Below are 20,892 nucleotides of genomic sequence, written 5' to 3'. Positions count from 1 at the left end.
TTGTCCACAACGTGTAAAAAGCTTCGGATAGTAAATAGTATTCATAAATCCCTTAACCTGCGACTACGATATGATAAGAGATTGATTCATATGAACGCAGGTGAAAACATGAAAGAAACCATTTATCACACATTTGGTATTGATGTTCGTCAATTTACGCCATATGGCAGTTATCAGAGCTTTCAAACGGCGAAGGCTCTCTTCCTCATTGTTCCTGTGTCTCATTTGCGTGAAGAAGAACTCACAGAGTTGTATCATATCAGTCAGTATTTACTGAATGCCGGAGACCCATACGTTGCTGTGTTTGAATTAACAAATGAAGAGAAGCCCACCTTTACCCATGGAAAGGAGCTGTACGCTTTATTAAAAGCCGCACCGCCGATTTCAAGCCGGTCAATTCAGCATGCATCAGAGCTGGCAGCCTTTCATGTCAGGGGAAGAGGATTTCCATATGAGGTATCTGAAACTAAACGTGTGGGCGCTTGGAAGGAATTGTGGGCAAAACGGTTAGATCAGCTAGAAGGCTTTTGGATGCAGCAAATGCATCAAAAACCGCTGGAACGATTTGAAAAAAAATTCATTGAATCGTTTCCGTATTATCTTGGCTTAACGGAAAATGCCATTCAATATTTAGTCGATACGGAGCTCGATGATGAACCGAAAGAAGGGGACTCAGGCACTGTCTGTCATCAGCGCTTTTCACGTATGACATGGCCGCATGAGCAGCCGCTTCGTTTACCTGTAGATTGGGTCTTTGATCATCCAACCCGTGATATTGCGGAATACTTAAGAGAAACCTTTGTCCAGCATAAGGAAGATTTAATTGAAGAAGGCTTTTCCTTTCTTCAGCAATATGAGCAGGTGACACCTCTTTCCTCCTTTTCAAAGCGTTTATTATACAGCCGCCTGTTGTTCCCGCTTCATTATTTTGAAATTGTGGAAGGCTACTACATGTCCGGAGAAAATGAAAAAGCATATTATGAAGAGCGTTTAGATTACGTCTTAAATGATGCCAATCGCTATGAATACTTTCTAAAGGTTTTTCAAGAAATGAGTGCCATGCGAAGCGGCGGAAGCCCTATTCCTGCTATTGGCTGGATTCAGCCATCTGCTGATTTGAAGTTTCAGTGAACAGACGAAACGTCTCTTTTCTCTTGAGACGTTTTTCGTTATGCTTAAAGAAACCGATTAAAGGAGTGTTCTTCTTGACGAAACCTTATGTTTATATCACAAGAAAGCTGGATGAAGCATCACTTACACCATTAAAAGAAGTCGCTCATGTTGAGATGTGGCCAAGCGAGGATGAGCCTTGTCCAAGAGAAGAGTTAGAAACACAAGCAGCTAAAGCGGATGCGCTTCTCACCATGCTTTCAGATCAAATAGATGAGTCCCTTTTATCAAAAGCCCCGAATGTCAAGGTGGTCGCAAATCTTGCTGTTGGCTATGACAATATTGATCTGAAAGCAGCCAAAAATCGCGGAATCACCGTATGTCATACACCGGACGTTTTAACAGAATCGACGGCTGATTTAGCCTTTGCTCTTTTGATGGCGTCAGCTAGACGAATTGTCGAGGCGAGTGATTGGGTTAAGGATGGAAACTGGACAGGCTGGGGACCGCTTCTACTTGCCGGTGCTGATGTTCATCACAAAACGCTCGGGATTGTAGGTATGGGCAGCATTGGAACCGCACTTGCCAAGCGGGCCAAAGGCTTTAATATGAATGTTCTTTATCATAATCGTTCAAGAAAACCAGAGGCAGAAGCGCAGCTTGGTGTGACCTATGCGGATTTTGAGGAACTGCTCAAGCAGTCTGATTTCATTGTCTGTCTAACGCCGTTAACGCCGGAAACGAAAGACATGTTTAATGAAAAAGCATTTGATCTGATGAAGAACTCTGCTTATTTTATTAACGTATCAAGAGGACAGACGGTGAATGAGGATGCTTTATATGAAGCTGTCACAACAGGAAAGATTGCTGGCGCCGGTCTGGATGTATTTAGACAGGAACCTGTCAGTCCGTCTCATCCGTTAACGACATTACGTAACGTCACAGTTCTCCCTCATATCGGAAGTGCTAGTGTCGAAACGAGAAAAACGATGATGCGTTTATGTGCTGAAAATATTGCGCTTGTCTTACAAGACGAGCCAGCCAAAACGCCGGTTCGTTCATAATATGAGGCTTCCCGGCTTTCGGGAGCTTTTCTAACAAAAATATTTTGAAAATATAGAATCTTGATGTAAATAGCAGTTAAGCGGTTTCATTCTGACAATCTCTTATTTTATTAACTTGTCAAAATGAGGATACCCCTTTATAATGTGTGTACATTGAATGTCTGTGTAAGGTTAACAAATGTCCTTCTAGAGAGGACGTTTATGGAGAAAGGTGGAATTTCAGGTGAAGGCAATTCGAGTTGGGCTACTAGGATTAGGAACAGTAGGGAGCGGTGTCGTAAAAATTATCCAAGACCATCAGGATAAATTAATGCACCAAATCGGCTGTCCGGTATTAATACAAAAAGTGCTTGTGAGCAATCCCGATAAAAAAAGAGATGTGGATGTCGCAAGAGAGGTCTTCACAACTGAAGTCTACGATGTGATTAGAGATCCAGAGGTTGACGTCATCATTGAAGTGATGGGCGGCATTGAAGAGACAAAACAATATTTAATAGATGCGTTGAATGAGAAGAAGCATGTCATTACAGCCAACAAAGATTTAATGGCGCTTTATGGTACGGAGCTTTTACATGTAGCGAAAGAAAATGGCTGTGATCTTTATTATGAAGCAAGTGTCGCCGGGGGAATTCCGATTCTTCGTACGCTGGAGGAAGGGCTCGCCTCTGACAGAATCACCAAGATGATGGGGATTGTGAACGGTACAACGAATTTTATTTTAACGAAAATGAATGTCGATAAAAGCGCATATGAGGATGTCTTAAAGGAAGCTCAGGATCTGGGCTTTGCAGAATCAGATCCGACAGCTGATGTAGAAGGACTTGATGCGGCAAGGAAAATGGCGATTCTTGCAAGACTCGGCTTTTCCATGAATGTGGATTTAGAGGACGTCAAGGTAAAAGGTATTTCTGACATCTCTGATGAGGATATTAATTTCAGTAAGCGGTTTGGCTATACAATGAAGCTGATTGGAATTGCCCAGCGAGATGGTGAGAAAGTGGAGGTCAGCGTCCAGCCAACCTTACTGCCTGATCATCATCCATTATCATCCGTCAACAATGAATTCAATGCGGTGTATGTCTACGGAAGTGCTGTAGGAGAGACGATGTTTTACGGACCTGGAGCAGGTAGTCTGCCAACGGCAACAGCCGTAGTATCAGACTTAGTTGCAGTGATGAAAAACATGCGCCTTGGCGTGAACGGAAGCGGATTTATCGCACCGCAGTTTGAGAAGAAGATCAAATCATCATCAGAAGTATTTGCTCAGCAATTCTTAAGAATTCATGTCAGAGATCAAGTCGGGGCATTCTCCCGTATTACATCTATTTTTTCTGAAAAAGGCATCAGCTTTGAAAAGATCCTTCAGCTCCCAGTGAAAGGGCATGATGAACTGGCTGAAATTGTGATTATTACACATCAGACCTCAGAAGAAGATTTCTCAAATATCCTGCAAAAATTAAACGATCTCGACGTGGTGGTTCAAGTGAAGAGCACGTACCGAGTAGAAGGGAACGGTTTAAGCTGATGAAATGGAATGGACTCATTGAAGAATTTCAAGAATTCTTACCAGTAAACGAATCTACACCTAAACTAACATTAAATGAGGGGAATACACCGCTGATCCATCTTGCTAAGCTTTCAGAAAAGCTGGGGATTGAGCTTCATGTGAAAACAGAAGGCGTCAATCCAACAGGCTCTTTCAAGGATCGAGGAATGGTCATGGCCGTTGCAAAGGCAAAAGAAGAAGGCAATGACACGATCATGTGTGCTTCGACAGGGAATACTTCTGCAGCAGCAGCGGCTTATGCAGCTCGTGCTGATATGAAATGTATCGTCATCATTCCAGACGGGAAAATTGCTTTCGGTAAGCTCGCACAGGCGGTCATGTACGGAGCAGAGATCATTGCCATTGATGGAAACTTTGATGATGCATTGAAAATTGTCCGCAGTATCTGTGAAAAAGCGCCGATTGCCCTTGTTAACTCCGTCAATCCTTACCGAATTGAAGGACAAAAGACAGCGGCATTTGAAATCTGTGAGCAGCTAGGCTCTGCCCCAGACGTACTGGCGATTCCTGTTGGAAATGCAGGGAACATCACGGCGTACTGGAAAGGCTTCAAGGAATATCACGAGAAAAAAGGAACTGGACTGCCGGTTATGCGCGGTTTTGAAGCAGAAGGTGCAGCAGCCATCGTTCGAAATGAAGTAATTAAGCAGCCAGAAACTGTGGCAACTGCCATCCGTATCGGAAATCCTGCGAGCTGGAAACAAGCAGTGGCCGCTGCAGACGAATCAAACGGAAAGATTGATGAAGTAACAGACGAGGAAATTCTTCATGCGTATCAATTGATTGCACGTGAAGAAGGCGTGTTTGCAGAGCCAGGCTCATGTGCGTCTATTGCGGGCGTGTTAAAGCAGGTGAAATCTGGAGAAATCAAGCCAGGCAGTAAAGTGGTTGCAGTCTTAACAGGCAACGGATTGAAAGATCCGAATACGGCCATTGATATTTCACAAATCAAGCCGGTCACACTCGATGCAGATGAAGATCAAATTCTTGAACACTTAGAAAAGGCCGCACGCGTATGAGTGAAGCCTCCATGCTTTTTTCAATCACAGTACCGGGAAGCACTGCCAATTTAGGACCAGGCTTTGATTCAGTTGGAATGGCGCTCAGCCGCTATTTAAAGCTATCGGTCTATGACCATGATAGCTGGCTGTTTGAAGCAGAAACAGATGTCGTAGCTGGAATTCCATCAGGCACCGACAATCTGATTTATCAAACAGCTAAAAAGGTCGCAGATGACTTTGGAAAAACACTCCCGCCTGTTTATGTCAAAGTGTGGAGTGATATTCCATTGGCACGGGGGCTGGGCAGCAGTGCCGCTGCCATCGTGGCCGCCATTGAGCTGGCCAATCAGCTTCTTGCATTAAACATGACGGATGATCAGAAGCTCTTTTTTGCAAGTGAGGTAGAAGGTCATCCAGATAATGCAGGTGCCTCTTTATTCGGTGGTTTACTGATCGGACTCCACGAAGAAGACAAGACACATGCCGTCAAAGTGCAGCATGTGGATGTAGATGTTGTCGTCGTCATCCCTTTTTATGAAGTGCTGACAAAGGATGCCCGTGATGTCCTGCCAGAGGATTTTTCCTATAAGCATGCCGTCAGTGCGAGTGCCGTGAGCAACGTGCTTGTTGCCGCATTAATGACGCAAAACTGGCCGCTTGTTGGAGAAATGATGAATAAAGATTTGTTTCATCAGCCTTATCGCACCATGCTTGTTCCAGAGCTATCGAAGGTGGAGCATGTCGCTTCGCTAAAAGGAGCGTATGGAACGGCATTAAGCGGTGCTGGGCCGACGATCCTCACCTTAATTGAAAAGGGAAAGGGTGAAGCGCTGAAAGAGCAGCTTGCCCAAAATTTCCCGCATTGCGAAGTCGATTTGCTGACGGTACCAGTAGAAGGGGTCGTCGTGGAGCATCATCCTGTCAATCAAGTGTAGAACGTGCGGATTAGGCGCACGTTCTTTTTTATTCTTGTTTTTATAGGGAGAAGCAGGGATTATTATTTAGAGGATCGAACTATTTTTTATACATAAAAGGGGGAGATACATTCATGAAGAAATTGATGACGGCAGAAGATTTGACGAAGATTGTATCTGTTTCTCATCCGGTTTATTCACCAGATGGGAAAAGAGCAGTTTTTACAAAAGTCACTGTGAATGAGAAAAAGGACGATTACCATATCCATTTGTGGGTTCGAGATGAAGAGACAGAGGAGCTGGCACAATGGACATTTGAGGATGGAAAGCATCATCAGCCAGCTTGGTCAAAAGACGGCAGGCAGCTTGCTTTTATTTTGCAAAAGCCAAAGGAAGCCCCTCAGCTCGCACTCATCAAGAGCGAAGGAGGCGGCGTGCGTACTTTAACGGCAATTCCGTACGGAGTATCTCATCCTGTCTTTTCTCCCGACGGAGCTTTCATTTATACAGCTGTATCATTGAAACAATCAGAATCTATTCATGATGAAAAAAAGGAAGAACGAGATGAATTTGCTCCGGTGGTATATGACGATTTGACCTATAAAGCAGATGGAAAAGGCTTTTTAGATGGGCGCCTCACGCAGATTGTGAAAGTGGATATCTGTTCAGGAGAGGTAGAGCCTGTTACGAGCGAGCAGGTTCATCATATGAATCATACGGTCTCTCCATGCGGAAAATGGCTTGCCTATATTCAATTACATGCACAGACACCTTACATAAGTGATGTGTGTCTCCTGTCATTAGAGGATGGAACGACAAGGAAGATTACACAATCAAGCGGCGCTTATTCCACCGTATCTTTTTCTCCAAATGGAGAGAGCCTTTTGTACATTGGACATGAGCGTGAATTTCAAAATGCCACCTTCCCATCACTCTGGCTGTATGATCTGAAGGAAGAAAAGGCGGTTCAGCTGTCAGAAATGTTTGATATGTATGCTGGGAACTGTATGGCAGGAGATAGCGTGATGGGAGAGGCCAATCAGCTTCCGCAATGGACAAAGGACAGCCAAGGGTTTTATGCGCTTGTTTCCGATCAAGGCAGTACAGGGATTTATTATTTTTCTATAGAAGGTTTAGCCTATCCTGTTCGATTAGAGGCGGAACATATCACCAACTTCAGCCTTCATCCAGATGAATCCAAACTGCTGCTCAGCCGGCTTTCGTCTATCTCACCGAGTGAGCTGTATGAGCTGACTTTAGGGGAGACAGAACTTAAGCAAATTACGTTTGAGCATCATGACTTCTTAAAGGAGCATGTCGTATCCGAGCCTGAACCATTTTCTTTTCAGTCAAAAGAGGGTGACGAGGTGCATGGTTGGTTTATGAAGCCTTCTCAGATGGAAAAGGGGAAGAAATATCCGCTCATTCTAGAAATTCATGGTGGACCCCATGCGATGTATGGTCATACGTATTTTCATGAATTTCAAATGCTTGCCTCTGAAGGCTATGCCATTGTATATATCAACCCCCATGGCAGTCATGGATATGGTCAAATGTTTACCGACCGTGTGAGAGGAAGCTATGGTGACGTTGATTATGATGACGTCATGCAGGCTGTTGATCATGTGCTCAAAGCCTATGATTTCCTTGATGAAACGAGACTCGGAGTGACAGGTGGCAGTTATGGTGGTTTTATGACCAACTGGATCGTCGGTCAGACCGACCGCTTTCGTGCAGCTGTCACACAGCGCTCCATTTCAAACTGGATTAGCTTTTATGGCATCAGTGATATTGGTTATTTCTTTACAAGGTGGCAGATTGATGGGGATATTTATGATTCTGTCGATAAGCTATGGGATCGTTCACCGCTAAAATATGTAAAGCAGATGAACACACCGCTCCTCATCTTACACAGCGATGAAGATTATCGCTGTCCAGTTGATCAAGCCGAGCAACTTTTTGTGGCATTGAAGGAGCTTGGGAAAGACACAAGATTGGTCAAATTCCCGAAGGCATCCCATGATTTATCTAGAAGCGGCCATCCGGGACAGCGTATTCAAAGACTGACCTTTATAAAGGAATGGTTTAGAGAAAAGCTGACCTAATAAAAAAACGACCCAAATCGGGTCGTTTTCATGCCATATATGAATTAGAAAACCTGTTCAACTTCTACAACGCCAGGTACTTCTTCTAATAATGCGCGCTCAATACCGGCTTTCAATGTAATGGTTGAACTTGGGCAGCTGCCGCATGCACCAAGAAGACGTAATTTCACAATGCCATCTTCAATGTCTACAAGCTCACAGTCTCCTCCATCACGTAATAGAAATGGACGAAGTTTGTCCAGTACTTCCTGTACTTGGTCTTGCATTTCGACTTCAGTCATTAGATATAATCGCTCCTTTCACAACATATCACCATTATATTCATCTGGACGATAAAAATCTATTGATTGGTTTCAAAGTTTCCTTTTCATTATAGCACAATCTCATCTTGAAACAAAAAGTGATTTTGACTTTTTTCATACAGAAAAGTCAGCTAAAATGAAGAAAGAATAGGGGGCTTGTCAAATGAATAAAACCGTTGATCTTTATGTATATGGAAGAGATGTCCTGTGCGCTAGCTGCGTGAATCTGCCTTCTTCAAAAGATACGTTTGAATGGTTAGATGCAGCATTAAAACGAAAATATCCGAGTCAGCCATTTCGCATCACCTATATTGATATTGAGCACCCGCCAGAAAACGAACACCAGAAGGAATTGTCTGAACGAATTCTTGATGACGAATACTTTTATCCGCTTGTCTTAGTAGAGGATCAAATCGTTGGAGAGGGCAATCCGAAATTAAAAGATATTTATCAAGAAATGGAGAAATACGGGTACAAGGAGAGCAGTGAATAAGCTGTTCTTTTTTTGAGAAATAAATAGAACAAACGTTCCTTTTTGTGTTGAAAAAGAACGTTTGTTCGATTATAATGAAATGAAAGGAGCGTGAGCATCATGAATTATTTACTGAAACAATCTCTTCATCAGCAAATGCCGATTGAGATGATTTATATGAAGAAAAACGGAGAGTGCACAAAGAGAAAAATCATTGTACACCGTCAAACGGATCAGGTCATCCAAGCGTATTGTTTATCGAAGAAAACGATGAGAACCTTTCGTAAAGACTGCATCCTTGCCCTTGCTCCGATCAAATGGACCCGTTCATCGGCACATGCCGTTTCATAGAAAAAAGCTCCTTCGTCATGAAGGAGCTTTGAGAAATAATTCACATCATTTTAGCCATTGTGATGCTTGTACATCCAAAGGAGTCCAGATTTCAGGAGTCTTGGTACCCGGCCAACAAGTGGACGATCTGCCACTAACCCAAAGCCAGCTTTTTTTCCTAAAGAACCTAAAACACCTTTTAGCTTAAACTGTGGATAAGCCTCAGGAAGCGGCTCGTTTTTCCAGCGTTTTTGCAGAGATAGAACAATTTGTTCTGCCTGCGCCTCGGCAAGCTGTGCACTTGGGGCATGCGGCAGACTTGCACAGTCACCTACAACATATACATGCTCATCTTCAGGGATATTGTGATGAGGTGTTAATACGACGCGGCCTTGTACGTCCTTTTCGACATCCATCTCTCGTACCACTTTGCTTGGCTGAATGCCTGCTGTCCACACGATGACATCTGCTTCAATGGCGTCATCATGGTTGTAAACAACACCTTCTTCAACCTTTGTAATATTCGCACAGTTAATGATCTTTACGTCATTTTCTTCAAACCACTTTTGCACATACAAACTTAATCTTTTTGGGAAGCTTGATAAAATCAGCTCTCCGCGGTCAAAAAGAATAATGTTTAAATCAGCACGGCTTTCTCTTAATTCACTGGCTAGCTCTACCCCGCTAAGTCCAGCACCGACGATGCCAACCGTTGCACCTGCGCTCAAATTGTTTAATTTGTTATACGCATGTCTTGACTGATCAATGGTTTGAATGCTGTATGTATGTTCTTTCGCACCAGGGACATTATGATATTTGTCCTCACAGCCGAGTCCAATCACCGTATCATCATACGGAATAGGTTCACGGTCGCTGAATAAAATCTGTTTGTTTTCAATATCAATTTTTTCTACTTCCCCGTATTGAATATCAAGCTTCGGATGCTCTGGAAAAGATACTCGAATGTGATGATCAGAGATCGTTCCAGCAGCGAGTGCATAATATTCTGTTTTTAAACAGTGGTAAGGATTTCGATCAATTAATGTGATAGTGACATCATCAGGTAATTGATTTGGCAATAAGCGGTGGAGAACCCGCATATTCCCGTAACCTCCGCCGATCAAGACTAAATTTTTCATGACGATTCTCCTTTTCCCCGTAGACATTGAAAAACACTTATACTAAAAAACTTTAAGTTAAAATACCAAATAAAATTATATCGAATTTACTGTGAAACCACAATAATTGTTTCAAAATAACCTACATATTCATCAGTTAGTCCTAAATAGTAAAACATTTTACGAGGAATAGGCGTAACGATACAGATGAAGCTCATATTTTGACTAATACGAAGAATTTCGGTAGGATGGTAAGGCAATGTGAGGTGAAGCACAGTGTTTCCACTGATCGAATTTTGTGTAAGCAATCTTGCACAAGGGTCTCAAGAAGCAAAAGAGAAACTTGAAAAAGACCCAAACCTAGACGTAATGGAATACGGCTGTTTAAGCTACTGCGGCAAATGTATGGACTCCCCATTTGCACTTGTGAATGGAGAATTTGTTTCAGGAGAAAATGCAGAGCAGCTAGTCGAGCGTATTTATGCTTTTATAGAGGAAAACGACATGTTTTAAATGCACCACATGGGTCATGAGGTGCATTTTTTTCATACATTCAGCTTCCATTTTCAAGGAGAATTAATAGAAAGCGCATCCAATATGTTATGCTAATAAAATATCATCAAAATGAAGCATCACACGAGAGAAAATGAGGCATATGCATAATAAAAGCCCTTTGCCATGGCAGCAAAGAGCTTCTATGTATGAAAAACGGGGGATGATAAGATTGTCTCCTGAATCGACTCCTTTTATACTATAAAGAAACAACATTTTTGGAGGAAGCTCATGACATCATTTCAATTCACGAAAATGCACGGACTAGGAAATAATTATATATACGTCAATCAGATGAAGGAACAGCTTCCAGAAGAGCAGCTATCAGAATTGGCGATTCGCGTTTCTTCTGTTTATACAGGAATCGGTTCTGACGGGATGATCCTCATTTGCCCATCAGATGTGGCACCTGTGAAGATGCGCATTTTCAATAATGATGGATCAGAGGGGAAAAATTGTGGTAACGGGCTGCGCTGCGTCGCAAAGTATGTGTATGAGCATCAAATTGTGACAGATACAACGTTCCAGATCGAAACATTGTCAGGACTCGTTGAAGCTACCGTTCATGTACAGAATGGTCACGTTCATTTGGTTACAGTAGATATGGGGAAACCACGTTTTGAAAAAGAAGCGATGCCGATGCTTGGTGAACCGGCCAGCACAACGATTAATGAGCCGCTTGATTTTGGAACTGCGAATTTAAATGGAACAGCGGTTTCAATGGGAAACCCGCACATCGTTTTTTATTTAGAGGACATCGAAAAAGCGCCGCTCGATACACTTGGGCCAATCATCGAAAAACACGACATGTTCCCAGAAGGCGTCAATGTAGAATTTGTTGAAGTTGTTAGTGAAACAGAACTGCATTTTCGTGTGTGGGAAAGAGGTTCCGGCATTACACAGGCTTGCGGAACAGGGGCTTGCGCTGCGGCTGTATCCACAATTGTGAATGGGCAGGCGAAAAAAGAAACGGACATGACGGTTCATTTAGCAGGCGGGGATCTCATCATTCGCTGGAAAGACAATGACCATGTGCTTATGACAGGACCTGCTGAAACGATTTGTGACGGCACATTTTATCTCTAATCCATTTATTTGAGAAAAGGCATCATCACGTTTATAATTGAAAAAGAAACATCCAGTCAAAAGGAGGGATGATCATGACTACACCAGTAACCATTACAGAAGCTGCTGCACTGCAGATTAAAGATATGATGAAAGAACATGAAGAAGAAAATGCGTTCCTGCGAGTGGGCGTAAAAGGCGGCGGCTGCAGCGGTCTTTCGTACGGCATGGGCTTTGACCATGAAGTCTCAGAGAAAGACACGCAGTTCGAGCAGCACGGCATCAATGTCCTTGTCGACTCAGAAAGCCTTGATATCATGAACGGAACCATCATTGATTTCAAACAATCACTAATGGGCGGCGGTTTCACGATAGACAATCCGAACGCGATTGCGTCATGCGGATGCGGTTCTTCTTTCAGAACAGCGACGAATACCGGTACGCCAGAAGAGTGTTAACAACTGATCATGGATAATAATAAGCCTCCTTGCTCGTTTGTTTTTGTAAACAACACGATTGAGGAGGCTTTTTGTTTGAAGAGGAAAGGTGACCAAAAAAGACACTCATCCCGCATCTCTTTTTATATAGCTTCTTCTATTTTCAATAGTTCTTTATCCAAGACATCCACCAACTCTTGGGTGCTAAACATATAGATCACCACTTCTTTATTGCCATCTTCCACATGGACTTCAATTTCAATTTTAATCTTTGCTGGTTTTTCATGGTACACCACTTCAAAAATGCCCATTTTTTTCGTTTCATTGTTTATATTCATCTTTTGAACTTTGTAGAGTATCTGTTTGATTTCTTGATCACTCAAACCAGAATCCAAAACCGAAGTGGATACACGCTTTAAAAAAGGTTCTAGTTGATCAACATCCATATTCAATCCTGCTGCAAATTGAGCATAATGTTTGTTATAGTCTTTGGCAAACACTTCTACTGAGCCGCCAATCATCAGTAACAAGCTCAAACTAATCATGAAACGCTTTATCATCTTTCCACCCATCCTTCATTACAATCTTCTACTCCCTATATCGGTTGAACAAATCAAACCTTCATTGATTCCATTCCTTCTAAAACAATTTGTAAATCGCTCAATTTTGTTACAGCTTGTCCTCATAACTGGCTATTTCCACTCGAAAAGAGTATCATGAGAACCAAACATAAACTGTAGTCAGAAAAGAGGTTGCTGAGGTTTGAGTGAACAAATCAATTGCAGGAACTGTCATGAACTGATTCCGTATCGTTCCAAAACGTGTCCAGCTTGCGGGATTGAGAAGCCGCTTCCGAAAAAGGAACGGGTGAAGGATCGGGTCATTTTGATTGTGGCAGGGATTGTTGTGGTGCTGCTTGCTGCAATGGTGCTTGGAATGGCAAATGCCTATATTGGGGTTTTTAAATAAACGAAAAAGGAGTTCCGCGAGTGGGAACTCCTTTTTTAATCCGTTCTTATTTGTTTTCAAATAAGCTTGTGGAATGAAGAGGCTGTACACGGGCTTTCGGGTCCATGTAGGCTTTTGCATTGTTGACAGCAGTTGGTGCTTCACCAAATCCGCTTGCAATCAATTTGACTTTTCCTTCATACGTACAGATGTCTCCTGCCGCATAGAAGCCTTCGATGTTTGTTTCCATAGTAGATTTCACCACGATGGAGTTCTTTTCGATTTCAAGGCCCCATTGTTTGATTGGTCCAAGGGAGGAAACAAAACCGAAGTTGACGATCACATCGTCCACATCAAGCACTTGTTTTTTGTCGCCTTTGACTTCTTCGAGCACGATCTGTTCAATGCGGTCTTCACCAATGAGCTCAGTTGGCACAAATGGAGTCAGCACATTGACTTTCGAGTTGTGCAGGTTTTCTACACTGTGCTCATGTGCGCGGAATTTATCGCGGCGGTGAATGATGGATACTTCTTTGGCGATTGGCTCAAGCATGAGTGCCCAGTCCACCGCAGAGTCTCCGCCGCCAAGAACAGCCACACGTCTGCCGGCAAATTGGTTCAAGTCATTAATGAAGTAGTGCAGATTGCTTCCTTCAAATGATTCTGCTGTATCCAATTCAAGCTTTCTCGGTTGGAATGCACCGTTACCAGCTGTGATGATGATCGTTTTAGAGTAATGAACCTCTTGATTTGTGACAAGTTTAAAGATCCCATCTGCCTGCTTTTCAACTGTTTCAACTGCCTGTTCTAAGCAAATGGTTTGATCAAATTTATCCATTTGTTCCTTTAAGTTATCAACTAATTCTTGTGCGCGGATTTTTGGGAAACCAGCCACATCGTAAATATATTTTTCAGGGTAAAGAGCGGATAGTTGACCGCCGAGCTGAGGAAGGCTTTCAATGATTTTCACACTTGCCTGTCTCATGCCTCCGTAAAACGCAGTAAACAATCCAACTGGGCCGCCCCCGATAACGGTAATGTCATATACCTTAGAATCTTCTTGCATTCCTTTAATCCTCCCAAATGAAAATTGTTATCACTATATCATATCATACCACATATCGTCGTTTGACTTGTTTTGAAAAACTTGTCGTTTTTTGATGCTGTCGCATTGAAAAAGAGAAAAAAGTGAGAAAGACCGTTTATCATTGAGGATTTTCAGGATAAAGCCTTGAAAATTGGAGCAGAACTCGCTATTATTGTTAAGGGAACTAAATATTAATTTTTTATGAATTTTTGTCGGATACGGTCAAATGCTTTCGTTTTATGTAGGTGAAAGTTCAGATTTTCACATACTTATTTTTTTGTTTAAATTTCATAAAATGCCGCAAAGCGGTTGAGAATAACAATATGTAATTCTTTATCCGTTTTACAGCAAATTTAAAAAAGGTGGATGTGATTCCAGTGAATAAACCGAAAATCGTTGTATTAGGTGCAGGTTATGGCGGATTAATGACTGTAACAAGATTAACAAAACAGCTTGGCACAAATGATGCGGACATTACTCTTGTGAACAAGCATAATTATCATTACGAAACAACATGGCTTCATGAAGCAAGTGCAGGTACACTTCATCATGACCGCTGTCGTTATCAAATCAAAGATGTGATTAACAGTTCCCGTGTCAACTTTGTACAAGCAACAGTTGAAAGCATTGATAAGGAAGCGAAGAAAGTTGTAACATCTGATGGCGAACTTTCTTATGACTACCTTGTTGTTGCACTTGGTGCTGTTCCTGAAACATTTGGTATTGCAGGACTAAAAGAATATGCATTCTCAATCTCTAACATCAACTCTGCTCGTCAGCTTCGTGAGCACATTGAGCTTCAATTTGCGACGTATAATACGGACGCTGAAAAACGTCCAGAGCGTTTGACAATCGTTGTCGGCGGCGCAGGATTCACAGGTATTGAGTTCCTTGGTGAGCTTGGAAACCGTGTGCCTGAGCTTTGCAAAGAGTATGATATTGATCAAAAAGACGTGCGTATTATCTGTGTAGAAGCTGCGCCAACAGCTCTTCCTGGATTCGATCCAGAATTGATCGACTATGCGATGAACTACCTTCAAGGTAAAGGTGTTGAGTTCAAAATTGGTACAGCGATCAAAGAATGTACGCCAGAAGGCATCATTGTTGGAAAAGACGATGATACAGAAGAAATCAAAGCTGAAACTGTTGTTTGGGCTGCAGGTGTACGCGGTAACCCAATCGTTGAAGAAGCTGGATTTGAAAACATGCGCGGCCGCGTAAAAGTGTCTCCAGATCTTCGTGTACCAGAAAATGATGATGTATTCATCATCGGTGACTGTTCATTGATTATCAATGAAGAAATCAACCGTCCATACCCACCAACTGCACAAATTGCTATGCAGCAAGGTGAGACAGTAGCGAAAAACCTTGCAGCACTAGTAAAAGGTGGTTCTCTTGAAAGCTTTAAGCCAGACATCAAAGGAACAGTTGCTTCTCTTGGTGAACACGACGCTGTAGGTGTTGCGTTTGGTAAAAAACTTCAAGGAACAAAAGCTTCTGCAATGAAGAAAATCATCGACAACCGTTCATTATTCATGGTTGGCGGACCAGGACTTGTTCTGAAAAAAGGAAAATTCAAGTTCTTCTAAACCGATATAGACAAAAACGTGTATCCTCGTGATACACGTTTTTTTTATGACTTGTGGTATATTTTCTCACTTGGTCATGGACAGCAAAATATGTTATGATTAATTATCAGAAAATTTAGATTAAGGAGTGAGCAATATGAATGTACAAACAAAAGAAAAATCATCAACCTGTCAATATTGTTCAGGGAAAGGGTATTTTCAGTTATTGCTCGGCGGATCTGAAACATGTGAGGAATGTAAAGGGACAGGAAAGAAGCGTTAAATGCTCTCTTTTTCCATTGATTGACTTCATCTCTATTTCCAAGTTAAACTAATGATGGGATATTTGGGGGTGGAGATGAAGTGATCAGTTTACCAGTCGTTATCATTTCAGTTATTTTATTTTTCGTGTTATTCTTTGGCATTGGCTTTTTGCTCAATATGCTGCTAAGAATGTCATGGATCATGGCTATTTTATATCCAATTGTATGCCTTTTCATTATTAACAATCAAAAGATGATCGCCTATGTAAGAGAACCGGGCACCGCTTTTTCAGGGATAGGAGACCGCATTGTCTCACTTGCTGCGGCAGATATCATCATCTTATTGAGTGGTCTAATTGGTGCGATCGCATCAGGTTTTGTCATTAATGCACTTCGAAAAAGAGGCTATCAAATGTTTTAACTCACTTGTGGACACGCAAGTGGGTTTTTTTGTTTCTCCTTTGCATAGTTTCCATTTTGTTTGGAAACAAATAGATGGGTAGAGGAGTGACAAATAGAGATGAAAACATGGATGAAACGATTGTTCATGACAGCCCTTTTTATGCTTGCATTGATGACAAGCTTTACGGGCATATCTGGAGTCGAACCAAGTGATTTAGCTGCATGGGTGAAAGAGACCGATGCGGGCAAGCAAGTATCTTCTTTTTTTCAACAGCAAAAAAGGGAAACGCTGGCACTCAAAAATGACGACTTGCGGGCTGTTTCTCTAGAAGAAGCGTTTAATTGGGACGATTACCCGAAGCAGAAGGTTGTCGCCACAGGCTATACAGCAGGTGTGGAATCAACAGGCAAAACGAAGGAACATCATGCATATGGCATTACATACTCAGGTGTCAAAGTGAAACGTGATTTATATTCAACAGTGGCAGCGGACCCATCTGTTTTTCCGATTGGAACGGTGCTGTTTATCCCAAACTATGGTTACGGTGTAGTTGCAGATACAGGGAATGCCATTAAAGGTCATAAGCTTGATTTATACTATGAAACCGTTGATGATGTGTATAGAGAATGGGGTAAAAAGGTGCTTGATGTGTATATCATCAAAAAGGGCGGGGGAACGCTAACAGAAAAAGACTTAAATCAGCTCAATGAAGCAGAATCAATGCAAGTGTTTCGTCAGCAGTTTCAAGCCAATAAAGAATAGAAAAGCTTTGGACATGTTTAGGTCCAAAGCTTTTTCGCTTCTACATGAAGTAATAATCTAAGATGAGTGTCAGCAAGATCCCTGTTAAGCCGCCGAAGAAGACCTCAATCGGCTTATGACCAAGAAGCTCTTTTAATTTCTTTTGTTTCTCTTTTTCTTCAGCACTTGGGAAATTCTTTGCTTCGGCAACAAATCGGTTAAAATCTGTTACGAGCTTGTTGAGAACAGTTGCCTGTTCTCCTGCCTGTCTGCGAACGCCTGTCGCATCAAACATCGTAATAATGGCAAAGATGGCGGAAATGGCAAAAATAGATGTTCCCATACCGTGCTCTAAAGCCACTGCTGTTGAGAGTGCTGTTACTGCTGCGGAGTGTGAACTTGGCATTCCGCCTGTGCTTGTAATGAGCGACCAATCTAGTCGTCTAGAAATGATAAATTGAATCGGTACTTTTACAAATTGTGCAAAAAAGATGGCTGCAAGGCTGGCAAGCAGCGGAAAATTCGTCAGTACGCTCATGAACAAGAAACATCCTCTCTGTAAGAAAAAATATCGTGCGAAATGTTGGACTAATAATCCTAGTAAGATGAAAAAATGATAGCAATAAAAAATGCTGCCAAGTCCATGTTCATTATAACATTAAAGAAAGTAGATGTGGAACGAGGAGAACATGGACAGGCTGCTCAGATTTGCGCCGCTTTTTCATAATGCCCTTCCGCGTGTGAAAATATAAATGTTCATCAAGTAAAGACAGACTGGCCATGATCGTATAGGCACGCAAATTTTGATATAATAGAAGCTCCAATGTGAAAAATGGAGTTCATGAAGGAGCGTGTGATAAATATGTTTTTCGCAACAAATGAATGGCAGCATAAAGATACAGTGGCAATTGGACTTTTTCAAAAGAGCCAATTATCAGGAAAAGCAAAAGAAATGGATGAATTACTTGAAGGAAGAATCACTGAATTATTAAAAGAAGGCGATATTTCTTCCAAACGAAATCAGCTTTCGAAGTTTTTCCCATCCCCTGAAACAGGCATCAAACGCATTTATTTTGTCGGGCTTGGGAAGGAATCAGATTACACGTTTGAAGAGGCAAAAGAAGTGTTTGCCCATTTATTTAAAAAGCTTCATCAAGATAAAAAGCAAGCGGTTTCTGTCTTGCTGGATACGTTTATTGGAAAGGATCTGCCTGCTCAAGATGCAGCTCATGCCCTTTCTGAAAGCTGTCTTTTAGCTACATATGAATTACAGGATTTTAAACATAAAACAAATGAACCGGATCGTTTCATCGAGTTTGTTTATGCTACGACGGATCATGATACAGCTGAAATTCAGGCGAGTCTGAAAGTCGGCGAAGTGTACGGACAGTCAGTTAATTCGGCCCGTACCCTTGTGAATATGCCGCCGAACATGCTCACGTCCTCTGATCTCGCTTCGTATGCGGCAGAGCTTGCGTATAAATACGAATTTGAGATTGAAATTTTAGATAAAGAACAAATGGAAGAGCTTGGGATGGGCGGCATATTAGCGGTCAATAGAGGCTCAACAGAACCGCCAAAGCTCATCGTGTTGAAATATCAAGGCAAGGAAGAATGGACAGACGTCATCGGCCTTGTTGGTAAAGGCATCACGTATGATACCGGTGGATATTCTTTAAAGCCAAGAGCTAGTATGGTCGGTATGAAAACAGATATGGGCGGTTCAGCCTCCGTTTTAGGCGCAATGGAAATCATCGGGGAACTTCGCCCGGAACAAAATGTCATTGCTGTCATTGCCTCAACCGATAATATGATCTCAGCAGATGCTATGAAGCCGGATGACGTCATTGTGTCACTAAGCGGTAAAACAATCGAAGTGCTCAATACAGATGCAGAAGGCCGTCTTGTTTTAGCAGATGGAGTGACATATGCGAAGCAGCATGGTGCCTCTGTCCTTGTAGACGTGGCAACATTAACTGGTGGTGTCATTGTGGCGCTTGGAAATGAGACAACAGGTGTGATGACCAATAACGATGAACTGTATGCTCAATTTAAAGAGGCATCAGAAGAATGCGGTGAAATGATCTGGCAGCTGCCAATCACAGAAAAAGACAAAAAACGAGTGCGAAACAGCAAAATGGCGGATCTTAATAACTCACCAGGCCGTGATGGTCATGCAATCATGGCAGGTGCTTTCATTGGTGAATTTGCTGAGGATACGCCTTGGGTTCACTTAGATATTGCAGGAACCGCAACAACAGAAAAGCCTTCATGCTTTGGCCCAACAGGAGCAACAGGTGTGATGGTGAGATCGCTCGCAACATTTGTGGAACGATTTGAAGGAAAGAAATAAAGGGATAAGGCTCTGCCAGATGGCAGGGCTTTTTTTATGTAGGACATACGCCATTTGACGAAGTATTTTTTCTATGTTAACATACGTTGGTACTTTAATTATCTACTACATTAGTAAACTAAAGGATTTCGGGGGTTTCACCATGAATGCGGTTGTTTTAGCGGTTGTTTTAATGTTGATATTAAGCTTGCTGCGGGTCAATGTCGTGATTGCGCTGGCACTAGGCGCTTTAGCTGGCGGACTTGCAGGTGGATTAGGCTTGGGAGGCACAGTGGATGCCTTTACGGACGGACTCGGGGGAAATGCAACAGTGGCGATTAGTTATGCGCTATTAGGGGCATTTGCTGCGGCGCTGACAAAAACAGGTCTTCCAGATGCAATGGTTGAAGGAGCAGTAAAGCTTCTAGGAAAAGAAGGCGATTCAAGACGGAAAACACTATCAAAAGTGCTCATCGTTCTTGTTATTTTGATCGTCTCCTGTTTTTCACAGAACGTCGTTCCTGTTCATATAGCCTTTATTCCAGTTTTAATTCCGCCATTATTAAAGGTGTTTAACGAGCTTCAAATTGACCGCAGACTGCTAGCGTGTGTCATTACCTTCGGACTCACTGCACCATATATATTACTTCCAGTCGGTTTTGGACAGATTTTCCACGGAATGCTTCGCGACAATATGAAGGAAGCGGGTCTGACCGTAGACCTTGCAGATATTCCGTATGCGATGGTGATTCCTGTAGCGGGAATGGTTCTTGGCTTGATCGTTTCTATTTTTGTGTATCGAAAGCCGAAAGTATATGAGGATCGTGAAATAACAGATGTAGAGAAATCGGCTTATACGAAAAAAAGCCTATTCTTTGCTGGTCTTGCTATTCTCGTTTCGTTGATTGTTCAGCTTTATCTGTCTCAAAGCCTTGGTGTGGAAGGAATGATCTTCGGTGCGCTTGCAGGCCTGCTCGTCTTGTTTGTGACTGGCATGATGAAGCGCGATGAAGCAGATGAACTGATTACATCTGGAATGAATATGATGGCATTTATCGGCTTTGTCATGCTTGTGGCTGCTGGTTTTGCCAACGTGTTAACAAAAACAGGAGATATTGAAACGCTTGTGAAAGCATCTTCACAATTTATCGGCAACAGCCAGAGTCTTGCGGCAATTTTAATGTTGCTCGTTGGTCTGCTTGTGACAATGGGGATCGGATCATCCTTTGCAACGATTCCGATTATCACGACCATCTTTGTGCCACTTTGTCTACACTTAGGATTTAGTCCAATGGCCACCATTGCCATTATTGGCTCTGCTGCGGCTGTTGGAGATGCAGGTTCACCTGCAAGTGACAGTACGCTTGGGCCAACATCTGGTTTGAATATGGATGGACAGCATCACCACATTTGGGGAACTTGTGTCCCGACTTTTATCTATTATAATATTCCGCTTGTTCTGTTCGGCTGGCTTGCGGCGATTATCTTGTAAGATGAAAAGCTTGTAGAGAAA

The 20,892-nt window shown here is 42.4% G+C and carries 22 protein-coding genes and 1 pseudogene; 18 read left to right on the top strand and 5 right to left on the bottom strand.

The features are described 5' to 3' along the window. The first annotated feature begins 90 nt into the window (after positions 1 to 90). From yutH to AKG37_RS07350, 6 genes are all read left to right on the top strand, one after another. The gene (yutH, locus tag AKG37_RS07375; RefSeq protein WP_060698216.1) at positions 91 to 1,131 is read left to right on the top strand and encodes a spore coat putative kinase YutH; all 1,041 of its coding nucleotides are present in this window, start codon (positions 91 to 93) and stop codon (positions 1,129 to 1,131) included. 74 nt (positions 1,132 to 1,205) lie between these two features. Beyond that, entirely contained in the window at positions 1,206 to 2,174 is a 969-nt protein-coding gene (locus tag AKG37_RS07370; RefSeq protein ID WP_060698215.1) for a 2-hydroxyacid dehydrogenase, read from the top strand. Between the two features lie 223 nt (positions 2,175 to 2,397). After that, positions 2,398 to 3,699 (top strand): homoserine dehydrogenase, encoded by a 1,302-nt coding sequence (locus AKG37_RS07365; RefSeq protein ID WP_060698214.1) that lies wholly within the window; start codon positions 2,398 to 2,400, stop codon positions 3,697 to 3,699. Next, positions 3,699 to 4,760 (top strand): threonine synthase, encoded by a 1,062-nt coding sequence (gene thrC, locus AKG37_RS07360; protein WP_060698213.1) that lies wholly within the window; start codon positions 3,699 to 3,701, stop codon positions 4,758 to 4,760. Before AKG37_RS07365 ends, thrC begins: the two co-directional genes overlap by 1 nt. After that, complete coding sequence (gene thrB, locus AKG37_RS07355; protein ID WP_060698212.1) at positions 4,757 to 5,677, top strand: homoserine kinase; 921 nt, start codon at positions 4,757 to 4,759, stop codon at positions 5,675 to 5,677. The genes thrC and thrB overlap by 4 nt, the downstream gene beginning before the upstream one ends. Positions 5,678 to 5,790: 113 nt before the next feature. Next, positions 5,791 to 7,761 carry a S9 family peptidase gene (locus AKG37_RS07350; protein WP_060698211.1) on the top strand — a complete coding sequence of 657 codons (1,971 nt, stop codon included), beginning with the start codon at positions 5,791 to 5,793 and terminating at the stop codon, positions 7,759 to 7,761. A gap of 44 nt (positions 7,762 to 7,805) precedes the next feature. Here the strand turns inward: AKG37_RS07350 and AKG37_RS07345 are convergent. Continuing rightward, a pseudogene (locus AKG37_RS07345) lies at positions 7,806 to 8,105 on the bottom strand (NifU family protein). A gap of 121 nt (positions 8,106 to 8,226) precedes the next feature. Between AKG37_RS07345 and AKG37_RS07340 the strand changes: the two are divergent. Further along, entirely contained in the window at positions 8,227 to 8,556 is a 330-nt protein-coding gene (locus AKG37_RS07340; RefSeq protein WP_060698209.1) for a YuzD family protein, read from the top strand. Positions 8,557 to 8,655: 99 nt separating this feature from the next. Then, complete coding sequence (locus AKG37_RS07335; RefSeq protein ID WP_060698208.1) at positions 8,656 to 8,886, top strand: hypothetical protein; 231 nt, start codon at positions 8,656 to 8,658, stop codon at positions 8,884 to 8,886. Positions 8,887 to 8,936: 50 nt separating this feature from the next. On the opposite strand, the gene AKG37_RS07330 is transcribed toward AKG37_RS07335, so the two are convergent. Next, positions 8,937 to 10,004 (bottom strand): NAD(P)/FAD-dependent oxidoreductase, encoded by a 1,068-nt coding sequence (locus AKG37_RS07330; RefSeq protein ID WP_060698207.1) that lies wholly within the window; start codon positions 10,002 to 10,004, stop codon positions 8,937 to 8,939. A 255-nt stretch (positions 10,005 to 10,259) separates the two neighbouring features. Here AKG37_RS07330 and AKG37_RS07325 point away from each other — a divergent pair, with 255 nt between their 5' ends. From AKG37_RS07325 to AKG37_RS07315, 3 genes are all read left to right on the top strand, one after another. Beyond that, entirely contained in the window at positions 10,260 to 10,496 is a 237-nt protein-coding gene (locus AKG37_RS07325; RefSeq protein ID WP_008346813.1) for a YuzB family protein, read from the top strand. Between the two features lie 270 nt (positions 10,497 to 10,766). Further along, positions 10,767 to 11,621 carry a diaminopimelate epimerase gene (gene dapF, locus AKG37_RS07320; protein ID WP_060698206.1) on the top strand — a complete coding sequence of 285 codons (855 nt, stop codon included), beginning with the start codon at positions 10,767 to 10,769 and terminating at the stop codon, positions 11,619 to 11,621. A gap of 74 nt (positions 11,622 to 11,695) precedes the next feature. Continuing rightward, complete coding sequence (locus AKG37_RS07315; protein WP_060698205.1) at positions 11,696 to 12,058, top strand: HesB/IscA family protein; 363 nt, start codon at positions 11,696 to 11,698, stop codon at positions 12,056 to 12,058. A gap of 122 nt (positions 12,059 to 12,180) precedes the next feature. On the opposite strand, the gene AKG37_RS07310 is transcribed toward AKG37_RS07315, so the two are convergent. After that, the gene (locus tag AKG37_RS07310) at positions 12,181 to 12,597 is read right to left on the bottom strand and encodes a hypothetical protein (protein ID WP_060698204.1); all 417 of its coding nucleotides are present in this window, start codon (positions 12,595 to 12,597) and stop codon (positions 12,181 to 12,183) included. 202 nt (positions 12,598 to 12,799) lie between these two features. On the opposite strand from AKG37_RS07310, the gene AKG37_RS07305 reads away from it, so the two are divergent. Further along, a complete protein-coding gene (locus AKG37_RS07305) occupies positions 12,800 to 13,006 on the top strand; it encodes a hypothetical protein (RefSeq protein ID WP_060698203.1) in 207 nt (68 codons plus the stop codon). 46 nt (positions 13,007 to 13,052) lie between these two features. Here AKG37_RS07305 and yumC read toward each other — a convergent pair whose 3' ends face one another. Next, positions 13,053 to 14,051 (bottom strand): ferredoxin--NADP reductase 2, encoded by a 999-nt coding sequence (gene yumC, locus AKG37_RS07300; RefSeq protein ID WP_039181175.1) that lies wholly within the window; start codon positions 14,049 to 14,051, stop codon positions 13,053 to 13,055. A gap of 392 nt (positions 14,052 to 14,443) precedes the next feature. Here yumC and AKG37_RS07295 point away from each other — a divergent pair, with 392 nt between their 5' ends. The 4 genes from AKG37_RS07295 to AKG37_RS07285 all read left to right on the top strand — a co-directional run bounded on the left by AKG37_RS07295 (position 14,444) and on the right by AKG37_RS07285 (position 17,068). Next, positions 14,444 to 15,661 carry an NAD(P)/FAD-dependent oxidoreductase gene (locus AKG37_RS07295; protein ID WP_162473404.1) on the top strand — a complete coding sequence of 406 codons (1,218 nt, stop codon included), beginning with the start codon at positions 14,444 to 14,446 and terminating at the stop codon, positions 15,659 to 15,661. A gap of 136 nt (positions 15,662 to 15,797) precedes the next feature. After that, positions 15,798 to 15,923, top strand: coding sequence for a YuiA family protein (locus tag AKG37_RS18915; RefSeq protein WP_160316320.1), 126 nt, complete (start codon positions 15,798 to 15,800; stop codon positions 15,921 to 15,923). A gap of 80 nt (positions 15,924 to 16,003) precedes the next feature. Continuing rightward, positions 16,004 to 16,324, top strand: coding sequence for a YuiB family protein (locus AKG37_RS07290; protein WP_039181171.1), 321 nt, complete (start codon positions 16,004 to 16,006; stop codon positions 16,322 to 16,324). Positions 16,325 to 16,423: 99 nt separating this feature from the next. Beyond that, positions 16,424 to 17,068 (top strand): 3D domain-containing protein, encoded by a 645-nt coding sequence (locus tag AKG37_RS07285; protein ID WP_060698202.1) that lies wholly within the window; start codon positions 16,424 to 16,426, stop codon positions 17,066 to 17,068. Positions 17,069 to 17,108: 40 nt separating this feature from the next. Here AKG37_RS07285 and AKG37_RS07280 read toward each other — a convergent pair whose 3' ends face one another. Beyond that, positions 17,109 to 17,585, bottom strand: coding sequence for a divergent PAP2 family protein (locus tag AKG37_RS07280; protein ID WP_060698201.1), 477 nt, complete (start codon positions 17,583 to 17,585; stop codon positions 17,109 to 17,111). Positions 17,586 to 17,909: 324 nt separating this feature from the next. Here AKG37_RS07280 and AKG37_RS07275 point away from each other — a divergent pair, with 324 nt between their 5' ends. Both AKG37_RS07275 and AKG37_RS07270 read left to right on the top strand, forming a co-directional pair. Then, a complete protein-coding gene (locus AKG37_RS07275) occupies positions 17,910 to 19,400 on the top strand; it encodes a leucyl aminopeptidase (protein WP_060698200.1) in 1,491 nt (496 codons plus the stop codon). 142 nt (positions 19,401 to 19,542) lie between these two features. After that, the gene (locus tag AKG37_RS07270; RefSeq protein WP_060698199.1) at positions 19,543 to 20,871 is read left to right on the top strand and encodes a Na+/H+ antiporter family protein; all 1,329 of its coding nucleotides are present in this window, start codon (positions 19,543 to 19,545) and stop codon (positions 20,869 to 20,871) included. Positions 20,872 to 20,892: the final 21 nt, after the last annotated feature.

This window comes from Bacillus australimaris, assembly GCF_001307105.1.
GTDB classification, from domain to species: Bacteria; Bacillota; Bacilli; order Bacillales; family Bacillaceae; genus Bacillus; species Bacillus australimaris.
Note: the sequence above shows the minus strand (reverse complement) of the source record. Positions and strands in the feature narration are given on the sequence as shown.

Coding starts and splice junctions, on each gene's coding strand:
- yutH (WP_060698216.1), top strand. CDS start 91: ATGAACGCAGGTGAAAACATGAAAGAAACCATTTATCACACATTTGGT.
- thrC (WP_060698213.1), top strand. CDS start 3,699: ATGAAATGGAATGGACTCATTGAAGAATTTCAAGAATTCTTACCAGTA.
- thrB (WP_060698212.1), top strand. CDS start 4,757: ATGAGTGAAGCCTCCATGCTTTTTTCAATCACAGTACCGGGAAGCACT.
- AKG37_RS07350 (WP_060698211.1), top strand. CDS start 5,791: ATGAAGAAATTGATGACGGCAGAAGATTTGACGAAGATTGTATCTGTT.
- AKG37_RS07340 (WP_060698209.1), top strand. CDS start 8,227: ATGAATAAAACCGTTGATCTTTATGTATATGGAAGAGATGTCCTGTGC.
- AKG37_RS07335 (WP_060698208.1), top strand. CDS start 8,656: ATGAATTATTTACTGAAACAATCTCTTCATCAGCAAATGCCGATTGAG.
- AKG37_RS07330 (WP_060698207.1), bottom strand. CDS start 10,004: ATGAAAAATTTAGTCTTGATCGGCGGAGGTTACGGGAATATGCGGGTT.
- dapF (WP_060698206.1), top strand. CDS start 10,767: ATGACATCATTTCAATTCACGAAAATGCACGGACTAGGAAATAATTAT.
- AKG37_RS07315 (WP_060698205.1), top strand. CDS start 11,696: ATGACTACACCAGTAACCATTACAGAAGCTGCTGCACTGCAGATTAAA.
- AKG37_RS07310 (WP_060698204.1), bottom strand. CDS start 12,597: ATGATAAAGCGTTTCATGATTAGTTTGAGCTTGTTACTGATGATTGGC.
- yumC (WP_039181175.1), bottom strand. CDS start 14,051: ATGCAAGAAGATTCTAAGGTATATGACATTACCGTTATCGGGGGCGGC.
- AKG37_RS18915 (WP_160316320.1), top strand. CDS start 15,798: ATGAATGTACAAACAAAAGAAAAATCATCAACCTGTCAATATTGTTCA.
- AKG37_RS07285 (WP_060698202.1), top strand. CDS start 16,424: ATGAAAACATGGATGAAACGATTGTTCATGACAGCCCTTTTTATGCTT.
- AKG37_RS07280 (WP_060698201.1), bottom strand. CDS start 17,585: ATGAGCGTACTGACGAATTTTCCGCTGCTTGCCAGCCTTGCAGCCATC.
- AKG37_RS07275 (WP_060698200.1), top strand. CDS start 17,910: ATGTTTTTCGCAACAAATGAATGGCAGCATAAAGATACAGTGGCAATT.
- AKG37_RS07270 (WP_060698199.1), top strand. CDS start 19,543: ATGAATGCGGTTGTTTTAGCGGTTGTTTTAATGTTGATATTAAGCTTG.